The sequence below is a fragment of the Verrucomicrobium spinosum DSM 4136 = JCM 18804 genome, from assembly GCF_000172155.1.
Lineage (GTDB): Bacteria > Verrucomicrobiota > Verrucomicrobiia > Verrucomicrobiales > Verrucomicrobiaceae > Verrucomicrobium > Verrucomicrobium spinosum.
Genome location: NZ_ABIZ01000001.1, coordinates 305,765 through 320,019 on the forward strand (window position 1 = coordinate 305,765; position 14,255 = coordinate 320,019).

Here is a 14,255-nt window from a genome sequence, read left to right on the forward strand (position 1 = left end):
GTTTGTCAGGGGCGTTTCTTGCCAGATTGGTTCGATCTACCTATTTAGTGGCGGGTTTCATGGCGATGATGAGTGCGTCCGCTCTTGCGCAGGCCACCCCTGTAAAGATGCCGCTCTCCACAGACCTGATGAGGACCTATGGTGCCTGTCTGAGCATGAGATCCACGATCAAGCTGATCAAACAGCAGTACCCCGCGCTCGGGCTGGAGGCTGATGCGGCCCAAGTTCATTGGGATGCGGTTTTTAAGGTTTGTGAGGACAATTTGGATGTGAGGCTGACCGAGAAGTTCGGAGACAGGTGGGTGACAGCCAGACCTACCATCGAGCAACAGGGGCAGGCGGCGATGAAGATTCTGCAGGACAATATGACCGAGGACCTTGCGCGATCCGTCATCCGGGAGACCCACCTCCGCGGCACCACCCTGGCAGATTCGCCCGTCCGGATGCTTCTCCTGGCGTCCCATCCCGATTTCATGAAGCAACCCGAGGAGGAGATTCAAAGAGGATTCGTGACGCCGTTCATCACCCAGGGGCATCAGAGAGCAAACGGGGTGAAACTGAACCTCAAAGTCCCCATGAGCTGGAAACCGGCAGAGGGCGACCGGCCGCATATCGTCCAGAAGTGGACCTCCGATGCAGGGCATGGGTCGGACACCATCATGTTGCAAATCGGACCTGTCAGCGCCGCTCTGGATGACCAGCCCAAGGAAGTTCTCTTTACCGAAGACTTTGCACGGCCGTATTTCGGGCAAGCGAAATTGAATGTCTCTGACTTCAAGACGATGAAGCTTGAGGCGAGGACAGCGGGATGGGTGAAACTCGATGGCGTGCTGGAACGGTTGGACACCAGGATCGAGACGTCGGGAATCACCTGCTACTTCTTGTCTGGGGAGAATCTCGTCGCGATCCATCTCTCCTGTGTGGCCAAGGCAGGATCGGGCACGAGTGAGAGCGGGAGGAAGAAAATGGAGCCGCTCTTCAAGTCCGTGTTGAACTCAGTGGTTCTTTCGGGTGGTCGCTGAGGTGCCGGGAGCAACTGCCCAATTTGTTAAGTCCAAATACTATGCCTATTCGACGCCTTCTGCCGTTGTTGTTCCTAACAGGAATGTCCACCTCCATGGTCGTGAGTTGTGCCTCCCTTCCATCCAGTCCTTATGTGATGCGCCAGCACAATCTCAAGCCTGGGGAGTTGAGAGGAACTGTTATCGTCCAAGTCACGAGCAATTCGCTGTCAGCGCAGGAACTTCAAGACACGACTTCGAGGATTAAAAACAGGTTTGCGCAGGCAGGAATGCAGCCCGTCTCGAAATTGGCCCGTACAGACTGGACGTTGATCGTAACCCATCAGGTTAAGCCCGTCGCCATGCCTCCAGGAGCCGATGGCTCAGTGCCCTCCACTCCGCGGGCTCTGAAAGGCAGCTATGAGCACAGCATGACATGCTTCCTTTTTGAGAAGGGGCAGCCTGACACGCGTTGGGGCGTGAGCACGACCTTGATCCAGCCCCATCAACAGAGCGCAGATGTGGTGGCAAAGCTGGTGGATGCCTGCATCACGGACCTACCGGGCGAGGTGACACGTTAACAGCGGGCGGGTCTGGGCTTACGGTCAGCGCTGGGAAGAGGTGAGAACAAACGGAGCAGCATGCCTGATGGCGAAATGCCAGCCGTGATCTTCAGCCCAGTCCCGTAGGAGTTGCCGCTGATTCAGATTCATCGCCGTCACGGGATTCTGCGTCTTGAGGTACTGGACGTAGAATTCCCCCATGAATTTGATGGTGGAAAGATCTGAAATCGACCACAACGTGGTCATCACATGCTGCGTGCCGGCTTGTAAGAGAGATTGCTGTAGGCTTGATGCACCCATGCCCGGCATGTCGAGGCCTGCATTTGTTTCACAGGCGCTGAGTGTCACCAGTTGGGTGTTGCGTAGATCGAGCTGGGAGGCGTCGACCGCAGTGAATATTCCGTCGTTGTCGAAGGCGGGCACCTGATTGGCGCGCCAGAGACTGAATGAAGTGGAACCCCCGGCGAGGGCAAATCCACTGCGAAACTTGCTGTCTGCAAACGGAGAGTTTGTAGGTCCAAGATTCTGCTGGATGGTTCCATCAGCATCACGGAGAAAGAAACCGTGCGTAGCCAGATGAAGAATCCGTGGAGATCCAAGTGTGCGAAGCGCTTTTTCGCTGGCGGCAGTTCCTTCGAGGGTTCGTGTCTTCCAGCCTGCATGGCTAAAGAGCTCACCAAATACTTCGGCTTCAACGCTAGAACCCAGCAATTGAGGAAGGTAGACATTCTCAGTTGCAGCGGCCAGGGGTGGCCTGCCAGGTCGGGCGCAATTCTTGGGCGCAAGGTCAAAGTAGTCTGGATTGCCAAAACAGACGGCGGTGAGGGAACCGTCGCTTGGGAGTGGTTTTTTTAACAGGTCCCGACCGCTGACAAGATGCTGAAGAACATACTTCTCACACAAGAACTTGCCGTTCTGATCGATCAGTGCGGCGAAGGGGACGCCGTGCAGAAAGGAGTCAAGGGACAGAAACAGCGTGTCAGTTCCAGGAGGGAATGAACTCTCAAGTGGAGCCACCACCGCGGTGTATAAAGCCTGGGCACAAGCCTTCGTCCGCTCATCAAGTTCAGTCTTTGGCGTGTCTTTAGGTGGGTGTTTGACAATGCCTGTCAACATGTGACGCAATGTCGCAGTCTCCTCGTTGCTGCTCAGGCGCACCATTTTTGGTTCTTGCCCGGGAGCGATGACAACGGCTGCGAAGCTGCCTTCCAATTTCTTTGGCTTGATAGCGCCGGTAAGAGGGATCTCATGATCGACGAAATACTCCACCAAAACGGAATTGGAGGGGAGCTTTGCGGCAACCGACGTGGCATTGACGGATTGCAGATCAAGCAGGGGTGGCCCGTTTTTGAGTTCGGCATTGAGAGCTTTTTCAGCGGCCTCAGCCTCTTCATGGGCGGCTTTGATCTGATTCGACGAAGCTCCGGTCTGGTGAAGTGCAGCAAGGCGGTTTAAAGCTTCTCTGTTGGCTTGCTCCAGCAGGCGAACTTTTTTGCTTCGGTTGGCCGATAGAGCTCGTGCCCGGCGTTCGCGAAGCGCGGAGGAGATGCTGCCCTTATAACGAAGCACCTCACGAGCGGCGAATTGAGGCGAATGCAGTTTGGGCCCCAGATTGGCTTGGTATGCCATTCGGATGGACGATTCGAGCTGCTCCTCTGAACCAAATTTGAGGATGTCCTCCCACCATTGGCAATGATAAGCAGCCGTCAGTTCCGCCAGTTGAATAGCCTCGTCCAGTTTGCCTGACTCGGCGAGCAACGCGCAAAGATTGCTCCTGGCTGTATTCAAACCACCTTCATCGCCGCGAGTTTCTGCCAGGGTCAAAATACGACGGCCAATGGATTCTGCGGCGTCCAGGTTATTTGAACGACATTCCAGTCCAAACAGCGACGAAAGGGGGCTGATCAAGTAGGGGCTCTGGATTCCAAAGATGGATTCGTAGCGGGAGACGGACTCTTCGAAATGCTTGCGGGACTTGTCGAGATTTCCTTTTGCAAACAAGATATCTCCCAGTTGCAGGTCGATCAGTGCCATCGAGTGAGGGACGGCCTTGTTCTGCTCTGCCACGGCCCTGGCGCGCAGTGTGATGGATTCCGCTTCAGCGAACTTCAATTGTCGAAGATGCACTTTGCCCAGGAGGAATAAGGCCGTGTAGTGGTCCTCTGTGGGAAGGGCGGGAAGCGCGTCGTAGATGGTGATCGCGCCCTTCAACCGTTCTTCGGCACGATCATTGTTATTGAGTTGCACATAAACTCTCGCTAGTTGCAACTGATTCGAGGCCAGGATGGGGTCTTTGGAAACACCCATTTTTGTCCATAGTCCAATGCACTCGAGATATCCAGCCTCCGCAAGGTCCAATTCATCCAGGTCGTAGTGGGCTTTTGAGCAATCGCTCAGAATGCCAACATAGAGTCGTGATGCCTTGCCCACCGATTTCTCTGCAAGGCTCAGAGCTCGCTGATAAACCTTCACAGCTTCGGGCCGCTTCCCCTGCTTGACGTGCAGATAGCCGATGTACTGAAGTGTGGACGCGGCATAGGAGTCATCCTTGTCAGGTCCGGATTCCACCGTTTTTAGAGCTCGTTGCAGATAGGCAAGCGCCTCATTGTACTTTTCCTCCATGAGGGCGATGCGACCCAGTCCCTGCAGATTCATGGAGTTCCAACGGTCTTCGGGTCCAAGTGTCTTCTTCGTCAACTTGGATGCGGCTAGAAAGTTTTCTTTCGCCTTGTCGAACTGTCTTGCTTTGAAACAAGCGTCGGCCAGAACGGTCAAGGCGAGGCTCGTATCGACTGTGGATTCACCGGCCACACGTTTGGTACGTGCAACAGTGGCTTCTGCCAGTTTGATAGCCTCGGAGTGGCGTCCACCGGCAGACAATGCGAGAACTTTATCCTGGTCCGCATTGGCTTCAGCTCTGAGGGCGTCGAGGTCTGCTCCCGCAGCTTGGAGAACACAAGGGCTGACGATGGCGACTTGAAGACACAGGAGGGAAACAACGACCTGCTGCTTGAATGGATGCATAGGCGACAGTTGGCATGGACGCCAATGTCAAGCCAGTTATTTTTCCAATAGGGTGTAAAGCGATGGGTCGGGCTGCCATTCGACACGCACGCTGCATTTTGCTGACCCACGCCGGCTCGATGGTTATCTCCGTCGCGGCAGCATCTTTGGAGTACGGTGGCTCGACACCGTTTTCTGGCCGCGATGAGGTGCGGTCACAATATGACAGTGAAGCGAAGCGGTGGTTGGAGTGGTGGTCGTCAATCGACGCCCAAGTCCCGGATGAAGTCGGTTTCAGGTGTGACTTGGTGTGGGGAGACGCCAAGCTGATCCGCGATGATGTCCTTGAGTTTCAGCCAGACTTGGTCAGCGTTGGTCTGGATGTTTTGGTTCCGCAGGGCCCGGAGGATGAGATCCCGAAGATCTCCCGCTGTCTTCGCTGTGGAGGCGTCCTGATCAGAGATGGCGATGCCGAACGCTTCCTCCACCGCCATGACGAGCTCAACGGAATCCATGCCCATGGGGTATGGAGTGGTGCAACGGCGACAGGCAGTCAAGGCCGATCCGCCGTCCCTCCGGGACGGGATATCTACTATCCTCTACACCGGTGGTTCTCGGCCTGATGACAGGCCTTCACCACCGGCTACAGTCCAGCGTCCCTCCGGGACGAATTTCAGATGTTTGCGAGATGCAAGAGAAAGAGGGGGTGAGTCACTACGCAAACACCTCTTTTACCACATGGCCGAACACGTCCGTGAGGCGGAAGTCACGGCCGGCGTAGCGGTAGGTGAGCTTCTCGTGATCCATGCCCATGAGGGCGAGGATGGTGGCATGGAAGTCGTGGATGTGAACCTTGTTCTCCTGGGCGAAGTAGCCGTAGTCATCGGTGGCACCGTAAGTGGAGCCAGCTTTGACGCCGCCGCCGGCGAGCCACATGGTGAAGCCTTCGGGGTTGTGGTCGCGGCCATCGGTGCCTTGGGCGGTGGGGGTGCGGCCGAACTCGCCTCCCCAGATGACGAGGGTGTCTTGTAGCAGGCCGCGGGAGCGGAGGTCCTTCAGGAGGCCGGCGATGGGCTTGTCCACCTCGGCGGCGTTTTTGCTGTGACCCTTGTAGAGATTCCCGTGCTGGTCCCACTGCACTTCGCTGTCGCTGTGGGTGACCTGGACAAAGCGCACGCCGCGTTCGATGAAACGCCGCGCCATGAGGCACTGACGGCCGAAGTTGGAGGTGACGGGGTTGTCCATCCCGTAGAGCTTCTTGGTCACCTCCGTTTCATTGTCCACGTCCTGGGCATCGGGCATGGCCATCTGCATGCGGAAGGCGAGCTCGAAGGAGTTGATGCGGCCTTCCAGTGCCTGATTGGGGCCAGTGAGTTCCAGATGCTCGTGGTTCATCTGGGCCAGCAAGTCGAGCTGCTGGCGTTGCAGGCTGGCGCTGAGCTGGGTATTGCGGATGTGCTTGACCATGGCCTGGTCGGAAGGCACGGCGGCATTGCCGATGGGCGTGCCCTGGCACCAGGCGGGAAGGAAAGCGGCCCCCCAGTTGTTGACGCCGCCATGGGCCAGTGTGGGGCAGATGGTGATGAAGGCGGGCAGGTTGTCGTTCTCGGTGCCGAGCCCATAGGTGATCCATGAGCCCATGCTGGGGCGCACCTGGACATCACTGCCGGTGTGCAGCTTGAGCAGGGCACCGCCGTGAGCGGGGTTGGTGCCGTGCAGGGAGCGGATGACGCAGAGTTCATCGGCACACTGGGCGACATGAGGGAACAGCTCGCTGACGGGCAGGCCGCTCTGGCCGTACTGCTTGAACTTCCAGGGGGACTTCAGGAGCTTGCCTGTTTCCGCGAACTTGACACGCGGTTGGGCAAAGGGATAGGCTTTGCCGTGGTCGCGGTCGAGCAGCGGTTTGGGATCAAAGGTGTCCACGGCGGAGGGGCCGCCCTTCATGAACAGGAAGATGACCCGCTTGGCCCGGGCAGTATGATGCGGCAGCTTGGCCGCGAGAGGGCTGACCGGGGCGGAGGCACCCTGAGACTGCTGGGCGAGCAGGGAAGCAAGCGCCAGATGGCCAAAGCCTGCGGCGCTGCGCTGCAGCATGGCCCGGCGGGTGAGGGGGGAGGCAGGGAAGGGGTTCATCGCAGGTACATGAATTCGTTGGCCGACATGAGGGTGTGGCAGAGCAGCGTCCACGCTTCAGGGGTGTCACCCTGCTGGCGGACGAAAGTGAGCGCGCGGGTGACGTCGTGGGGCGAGGCCGGGCGACCGTACAGGGCGACGTACGCGTCTTGAACCCGGGCCTCGGGAATGCCGTTGTCCGACAGCAGCTTCGCGCAGAGCCTCTGAGCCGACTGGGCGGCGAAGGGCGAGTTCATCATGATAAGCGCTTGCGGGGCCACCACGGTGGCATTGCGGCTGCCGGTGGGCATGGTGGGATCCGGGTAGTCGAACTGCTCCAGTAGATCGAAGAGGTGGTTCCGGATGATGGGGATGTAGAGGGCGCGCCGCAGAGCCTTGTACTGGGTGGCGTCTTTGGACGTGTGGTTGAAGACGAACTCCCGGTTGCGCAGCGGCACGGTCTTGCCACCGACCTGGGCAGAGAGGGAGCCGCTGGCAGCGAGCATGGCGTCGTGTATCTGCTCGGCCTCCAGACGCTGCACATGGGCGCGCCATAGGAGCTTGTTTTCCGGGTCGAGCATGGCGGGAACCACACCCGAAGAGGGCTGGCCTGCACTGGGGTGGGTGGAGGCCATCTGATAGGCGCTGGACTTCATGAGCACGCGGTGCATGTCTTTGATGCTCCAGCCGCTTTCGATGAAACAACGGGCCAGCCAGTCGAGCAGGGCGGGATGGGAAGGTTTGTCACCCAGGATGCCGAAGTTGTCCGTGGAGCCGACGAGCCCACGGCCGAAGTGCCAGCGCCAGAGTCGGTTGACCATGACCCGGGCGGTGAGGGGGTGCTCGCTGCTGGCCATCCAGCGGGCCAGCTCCAGACGGCCGCTTTGTTTGGCAGAGAGAATGGGCTTGGTGAAGGAGGTGCGCATGACCTCTGGGAAGCCGCGCTCCACCTCGGCTCCGAGGGTGAGATAACTGCCGCGGATGTGAATCGGAAGGGTCTTGGTGATGGCGCCGTCGCGTACGCCCATGAGGGAAGGGGGATCGGGCGTCTTGTCCTCGAGAGACATGAGGTCGTCCTTCATGACTTCGGAGGTGGCCAGCATCTCGCCGTCGAACGCATCGGCATCCTTGTCCGGGATGACGAGCAGGCCGGCCACATCATTGAGGGCGGCATGCGCCTCGGCCAGATCCGGCTCCACCGGAGCGGTCGCCTTGGGATCTTTGGCCTTGGCAGCGGTCAGGGCTGCCGCCGAGCGCGTGAATACATCTCCGTAATATTTTCTGATTCCCTCCTGGTCACCGGCAGCAGCGAGTTCACGCCAGCGGGCGTAGAAAGGGTGCTCTGGAGTGCGGGTGAGATACTGGCGGGCGGTGAGCAGGTAGCGGGGGCGCAGCTTGCGCTCTGCCGCAAGTTTCTGCACCTGGGCAAAGTTTGGGTCGTCCGGCAAAAGTGCGGCCGCGGCGAGGTATTCGGACGCATTCGTCTGCAACTCCTGCTTCAGCTTCGCGCGGGTCTCATTGGAGAACTTGGCAACCTTGGACCGCTGGGCGGCCACCTCTGCCTCGTACTTTTTCTTGGCGGCCAGTTCGTCCGGTGTGGCGAGTGAGTGCTCATACCAGAACTTGATGGCTCCCAGCTTCTCGTCCGCGAGGCTCTTCGTACTGCGGAAGATGGCGGCCAGGGCGTAGTAGTCCTTGTTGGTGATGGGATCGAACTTGTGATCATGGCAGCGGGCACAGCCCAGGGTCATGCCCAGGAAGGCCTTGCCCAGGGTGTCGAGCTGCTCATCGATGATGTCCATCTCCAGCTTGCGGACATCGGGCTCTGCGAGCACCCGGGCCCCGAGGGCGAGGAAACCCAGAGCGGTCAGCCCCTCCCGACGTTCCTCTTCCGTGCGGGCAGGCAGGAGGTCACCGGCGATCTGCTCGACCAGGAACTGGTCATAGGGCTTGTCCTCGTTAAAGGCGCGAACCACATAGTCCCGGTAGCGCCAGGCATGGCCGTAGGCCACGTTCTCATCCATGCCGTTGGAGTCGGCATAGCGGGCCACATCAAGCCAGTGGCGCGCCCAGCGTTCGCCGTATTGAGGGGAGGCCAGCAGGCGCTCCACCACCTTGCTGAAGGCGTCGGCGGAGGTGTCGGCCAGGAAGGCGTCAATCTCCTGCGCCGTAGGTGGCAGGCCGGTGAGGTCAAAGGTGGCACGGCGAATGAGCGTCCGCTTGTCGGTGGCGGGGGCTGGCGCGATGCCCTGTTTCTCGAGTTCAGCCAGGAGGAAGGCGTCGATGGGTGATTTGACCCAGGCGGTGTTTTGCACTGGTGGAGGTGTCGTCTCGGCCAGCGGGGTGAAGGACCAGAACTTGCGGCCTTCCTCCATGTTGATGCTGCGATTCACCCCACCATGCGCTTGTGCGGCCGCGGCGGTCTTGCCCTCCCGGGGATCGGGTGCGCCCATGGCCACCCACTTCTCCAGATCCTGGATCTGGGCAGGCGTGAGGGCATTCTTTGGAGGCATCTGGAGGTCGCGGTTCTTGTATCGAACCGCCTCGATGAGCTTGCTCTTCTCCAGATTGCCCGGGACCACGGAGGGGCCGGCATCGCCACCGATGAGCAGGGCTTCGCGGGAGTCCACCGCCAGCCCGCCCTTGGTCTTCCCGGCTTCGACAGAGTGGCAGTCATAGCAGGCGCTCACCAGGACGGGGCGGATCTTCTTCTCGAAGAACTCCATGCCTTCCGCAGTGGGAGTGGCGGCCACCAGCGGGCTGGCGAGCAGGAGACCTGTGAACCCGCTGCTGAGAGCGAGGTGGAAGTGGGAAGGGCGTTTCATCAGGGGCATGGGAGGGGCCGGAGATGGGGTTTCAGGAAACACAATTCAATCAGTCACTCCGCGAGGGCGCGGATCTCATCGGGATGCAGGGCCGCGGTGTAGAGGCTGAACTCATCCATGCATCCGGCGAAGTTCCGCACCGGTTGCTGGCGTTTGTCCGGGGAGGGGGTCCAGTTGCCGAGCTCCATCATCACTGGGGTGAGTTCCGTGGGGGTCTGCACCGGGTGTTTGGACAAGATCCCGCCGTTCAGGTAGAAGGTGACCTCGCCACCCGGCAGGTCATACACCACGGCCAGATGCACCCACTGGCCGAAGCGCTCCGGGGTGAATATTACCGGGGTGATGTAGTCATCCGAGCGGACATCCGGGTGTTTGCCGGAACCCACGCCGAGGCACAGGGAGCCATCGTGCAGGATCTGCCAGTGCATATGACCTTCCGCAATGCCCTGGCTCATGCAGAGGGAGCTCTGGCGGACATTCAGCCCGTGAAGCTGCACCCAGGTGGCCATGGTGACCTGACGATGGGAACCGGGCAGGCTCAGGCGTACACGATCACTGACACTGCGGAATTGCAGCGCCTTCTTTTCAGGCCAGCGGCCCTGGGTCCAGATGCAGCCCACGATGGTGCCGGGGGCGATCTCCTGGCCGAGCGCGGCGGAGTTCTTGAGCGAGCGCGATCCCTGGGGATCCTGGAAATCAAGCCTCAGCTTGAGACGCGGATCGAGGTTCCATTGACGGCCCTGATCTTCCCAACGAGCCAGGGCCAGCCGCTGGGACTCGTTCATGCGGGCGTCCAGATCACGGCTGAAGGCGAAGGCCACATCACTGGCGGGCAGGTGGCGGGCAGGTGTGCTTTTCTCGAACCCGGCGGCCTCACCAGTGGTGAGCATGCGCACTTGGGCCTTGGGTTGGTGCAGCTCCACCTCGCCCTTGAACACGTGCACTTCTGGCGTGGCGCTGTTGAGATCCAGACCGAAGTCCGTGCCGAGATCCACGACATCGCCATTGGGCGTGCCGAGCCGGAATCCTCGCGCCTGGGGCGGCACGTGGGCACTGAACCGACCGCTGACGCAGTAGGCCTCACCGGCAGAGACGAGCTTGATTTCCGCCGGGCCTTCCACCACCAGCCGGGCACCTTGGTAGAACTCCAGCTCTGCAATGCCAGCCTTGAGCTTGAGCCAGCCGGGGGAAATGGGGGCATTCAGGGCGGGGGCAGACCTCGCGTCCACCCACTCCAGATTCACGCCGCGGGTCAGCAGCGCGACGGAGGTGGTGGTGACCTCATCTTCATCCTTAGTTGGGGCGGTAGTTACTGCCGGAGTCGGGGTCGGGCGGGCTGGCTGACGCAGCACGTTCACCACCATCACCAGGATGGCGAGCAGGGCCGCCAGCGGCAGAAGCCAGGTCAATCGTGCCCGAACGGGGCGAGTTGGAGCGGCCGCCACGGTGGCGGTGAGGGCGGGCTCCTCCTCCACCCGTTGCAGCTCCTGCTGGGACCAGGAGAAGAGTGCCGACTCCACATCCTGGAAGGCATACCACTGGCGGCGGGCCTCGGCGGAGTTCTTCAGCATGTGGCTGAGCTGCGCGTGGTCCTCTGCGGAGATGTGGCCGTCTGCCTTCGCCATGAAGAGGCGGTGCAGTTCGGCAGAGTCGAAATCGAGGTCAGGATTCATGGTCTTCGGGTCACGCCTCAGGTGCGGTTTTCCGGTTCACGCAATCCGCCAGCAGACGGCGGAGGGTGTTGAGCTTGTTGTAGAGGGTCTGGGGAGCCCGGCCGAGGCGCTCCGCCAGCACGGCCAAGCCCACGTTCTTAAGATAGAATTCGCGCACGAGATCGCGTCCCTGGGGTTCCACCTCCTCAATGCAACGCTCCAGGGCGGCCAGGCGCTGCTCGCGATGCTGGAGGTCGGTGGGGCGTTCTTCCGCGAACCTTTGCAACAGCTCGTCGTCGAAGTGCAGTGGGGAGCGCAGGGCCATGCGCTGGAAGTTCTTGGCCTCGTAGAAGGCAAAACTGCTCGCCCAGGCAAAGAAATCGGAACCCGGGGTGAAGTCGCCAAACTTCCGCCACAGGGTGAGGCTGGCGCGTTGCAGCACGTCCTCTGCATCCGCCCGGTTCCCCAGCATGACGAGCAGAAAGCCGAGCAGGCGCCCATGGGCACCGTTGAGCAGGGTGATGAACTGCTCGCTCAGCCCGGGATCGGGCGCTGGTTGGGGGGCGTCACTCATGCTATCTGCCAAGTAATGTGCAGGCTGAACGGCTTTTACCGAAGATTGATAAAAAAATGATTCTCTGCATGGGTTGATGGAAGTTGCCTGAAAAGAGCGGCGTAAGGAGTTGGCATTCCGGTCTCCTGCCCGGCTCTGTCCCAACTCCGATGAGCGACTCCCCCCTTCTTCTGACCCTTGCTGAGCTGGTCAGCATCAACAGTGTGAACTCCTCCTACGAGGGCGGGCCGGGCGAGGCCGAGCTGGGGGAGTATGTGCGGATGTTTTTCGAGCATCGGGGCATTGAAACGTGGGAGCAGGAGGTGTTCCCGGGGCGGAACAACGTCATTTCCCGGCTGCCCGGACGCGATCCTGGGCGGCGCATCGTACTGGAGGCGCATATGGATACCGTTTCGGTCAAAGGCATGAGCATTCCGCCCTTTGAACCTCGCGTGGCGGAGGGGCGCATGTATGGCCGGGGGGCGTGCGACACCAAGGCGGGGCTGGCGACGATGATGCATGCGCTGGCGGATCTGAAGGCGGAAGGGATCACCCCGCCATGTGAGGTGTGGCTCGCCGCGGTGGTGGATGAGGAATACTCCTACCGCGGGGTGGTGAAGCTCTGTGAGGGAATCACTGCCGCAGCCTCCATTGTGGCGGAACCCACGGAACTGAGGGCGGTCATCGCGACCAAAGGTGTGCTGCGCTGGCGTATCGTGGTGCGGGGAAAATCCGCGCACAGTTCCAAGCCGCATCTGGGTGTGAATGCCATCCACCACATGTCGCGGGTGGTGCTGGCCCTGGAGGAGATGCATGGGCGCCTCGCAGAGAACGCAGCGCATCCTTTGCTCGGCACAGCCACGAGCAACGTGGGCGTGATCACCGGGGGCACGCAGGTGAACTTCGTGCCGGATCAATGCGCGATCGAGATCGACCGCCGGCTGCTGCCTGGGGAGAGAGTGGAGGAGGTGCTGGCCGTTTATGAGACGCTCCTGGGGGAGCTCCGACAGCAATATCCAGGTCTGGATGTATTCATGGAAGCCCCGATGCTCACCGATGAAGCCCTGGAGACGCCGGAAAGCGAGGATGTGGTGCAGGTCGCATCCGGCGTGCTGGCGGAACTGGGGCTGAATGCGAGCCCCTGCGGTGTGTCTTTCAGTTGCGATGCCAGCAAGCTCGCACGGGCCGGAGTGCCCACGATTGTCTTCGGGCCGGGCAGCATCGATCGCGCCCATGCCGCGGTGGAATATGTGGAGCTGGACCAGGTGCAGCTCGCCCTGGAGTTCCACAAACGCTTCCTGAAGTCCTTTGTCTGATGCTATCGTTATTACCTGAAATCTTGTCATCAACCTTCAACACCATGAGCTCATCTCCCGTCCTCCCAACGTCCTCCACCCGGCGTCAGTTTCTTGTCACCTCCCTGGCTGCAGCCGGAGGCGTGCTCACCGCGGAGGCGGCCAGTCCTCCGGGAGACATCGACGCGCATGTCCACGTCTGGACGCCGGACACGGAGCACTACCCGATTGCCAAGGGTTTCACCAAGAAGAAGGACATGGTGCCGGCCAGTTTCACCCCGGAGCAGTTGTTTGCTTACACCGTGCCGAATGGCGTGGCGCGGGTGGTGCTCATCCAGATGAGCTTTTACAAGTACGACAACCGCTACATGCTGGACACGATGGCCCGTCACCCCGGCGTGTTCAGCGGGGTGGGCATTCTGGATCATGATGCTTCGGATGCGAAGGCAACGCTGAAGGCGCTGGTGAAGCAGGGCGTGCGCGGGCTGAGACTGTATGCCAACAAGCCGGATGTGGAGGCGTGGCTGAGCTCACCCAATATGCACGCCTTGTGGACCCAGGCGGCAGATCAAGGGGTGGCCATGTGCCTGTTGGCCAATCCAGACTCACTGCCCGCCATCAAACAGCTGGCGCAGAAGTTCCCCAAGACGCGGGTGGTGATCGATCACTTCGCCCGCGTCGGGATGAAGGGGCCGGTGCAGGAGGCGGACCTGGAGAATTTGTGCCGCCTGGCAGAACTGCCGCAGTGCTACGTGAAGACCTCGGCCTTCTATGCCCTGGGGGCGAAGAAGCCGCCCTACAAGGACCTGGCCCCGATGATCAAGCGTTTGCACGGGGTGTACGGAGCCAAGCGGTTGATGTGGGCCTCGGATTGTCCTTATCAGGTGGAAGAAGGGCAGAGCTACCAGGCTGCGATCGAGCTGGTGCGGAAAGGGTTGGATTTCCTGAGTGCGGACGACAAGAAGTGGATGTTGCGTGGCACGGCGCAGAAAGTGTTTTTCAGTTGAGTGAGGGAGCAATCCGCAGTCCAAGATAGTTGCATTGAACCCGGAGGGTTCGCCATGAATAGCCATGGGTGAAACGAGCGTAGCGAGTGCAACCCATGGTATCGTGATCGTTGTATTCTACCGCGGAGCGGTAGGCCAAAGTGTCCAATGCAGTGAGGACGTGTGGCGCGGGAAGGGCGGGGTGTACGATGGGCCTACCGCTCCGCGGTAGCAGGCGGCTCACCGTTTCCCACGGGTAGTC

10 protein-coding genes are annotated in these 14,255 nt (G+C 60.4%); 4 read left to right on the forward strand and 6 right to left on the reverse strand.

Features of this window, described 5'->3' with window-relative positions; all coding sequences use genetic code 11:
- The first annotated feature begins 155 nt into the window (after positions 1–155).
- Together VSP_RS01130 and VSP_RS33305 are read left to right on the forward strand one after the other, a co-directional pair.
- On the forward strand, positions 156–1,022 hold the full coding sequence (locus tag VSP_RS01130) for a hypothetical protein (protein ID WP_157210671.1): 867 nt from the start codon (positions 156–158) through the stop codon (positions 1,020–1,022).
- 341 nt (positions 1,023–1,363) lie between these two features.
- Positions 1,364–1,582, forward strand: coding sequence for a hypothetical protein (locus VSP_RS33305; RefSeq protein WP_029190082.1), 219 nt, complete (start codon positions 1,364–1,366; stop codon positions 1,580–1,582).
- A 24-nt stretch (positions 1,583–1,606) separates the two neighbouring features.
- Here the strand turns inward: VSP_RS33305 and VSP_RS01140 are convergent, their stop codons facing one another.
- The 6 genes from VSP_RS01140 to VSP_RS01175 all read right to left on the reverse strand — a co-directional run bounded on the left by VSP_RS01140 (position 1,607) and on the right by VSP_RS01175 (position 11,733).
- Positions 1,607–4,588 carry a CHAT domain-containing tetratricopeptide repeat protein gene (locus VSP_RS01140; RefSeq protein WP_009958159.1) on the reverse strand — a complete coding sequence of 994 codons (2,982 nt, stop codon included), beginning with the start codon at positions 4,586–4,588 and terminating at the stop codon, positions 1,607–1,609.
- Positions 4,589–4,827: 239 nt separating this feature from the next.
- Positions 4,828–5,088 (reverse strand): phosphopantetheine-binding protein, encoded by a 261-nt coding sequence (locus tag VSP_RS43890; protein ID WP_009958161.1) that lies wholly within the window; start codon positions 5,086–5,088, stop codon positions 4,828–4,830.
- Positions 5,089–5,281: 193 nt separating this feature from the next.
- The gene (locus VSP_RS01160; protein WP_009958163.1) at positions 5,282–6,703 is read right to left on the reverse strand and encodes a DUF1501 domain-containing protein; all 1,422 of its coding nucleotides are present in this window, start codon (positions 6,701–6,703) and stop codon (positions 5,282–5,284) included.
- Positions 6,700–9,507, reverse strand: coding sequence for a PSD1 and planctomycete cytochrome C domain-containing protein (locus tag VSP_RS01165; protein WP_157210672.1), 2,808 nt, complete (start codon positions 9,505–9,507; stop codon positions 6,700–6,702). The genes VSP_RS01160 and VSP_RS01165 overlap by 4 nt, the downstream gene beginning before the upstream one ends.
- Before the next feature lie 53 nt (positions 9,508–9,560).
- A complete protein-coding gene (locus VSP_RS01170) occupies positions 9,561–11,180 on the reverse strand; it encodes a LamG-like jellyroll fold domain-containing protein (RefSeq protein ID WP_009958165.1) in 1,620 nt (539 codons plus the stop codon).
- A gap of 10 nt (positions 11,181–11,190) precedes the next feature.
- Positions 11,191–11,733: a sigma-70 family RNA polymerase sigma factor gene (locus VSP_RS01175; RefSeq protein WP_009958166.1), complete on the reverse strand. Its 543-nt coding sequence runs from the start codon at positions 11,731–11,733 to the stop codon at positions 11,191–11,193.
- 149 nt (positions 11,734–11,882) lie between these two features.
- On the opposite strand from VSP_RS01175, the gene VSP_RS01180 reads away from it, so the two are divergent.
- Positions 11,883–13,028, forward strand: coding sequence for a M20 family metallopeptidase (locus VSP_RS01180; RefSeq protein WP_009958167.1), 1,146 nt, complete (start codon positions 11,883–11,885; stop codon positions 13,026–13,028).
- A gap of 44 nt (positions 13,029–13,072) precedes the next feature.
- Positions 13,073–14,014 carry an amidohydrolase family protein gene (locus VSP_RS01185; protein WP_009958168.1) on the forward strand — a complete coding sequence of 314 codons (942 nt, stop codon included), beginning with the start codon at positions 13,073–13,075 and terminating at the stop codon, positions 14,012–14,014.
- The last annotated feature ends 241 nt before the right edge of the window (positions 14,015–14,255 follow it).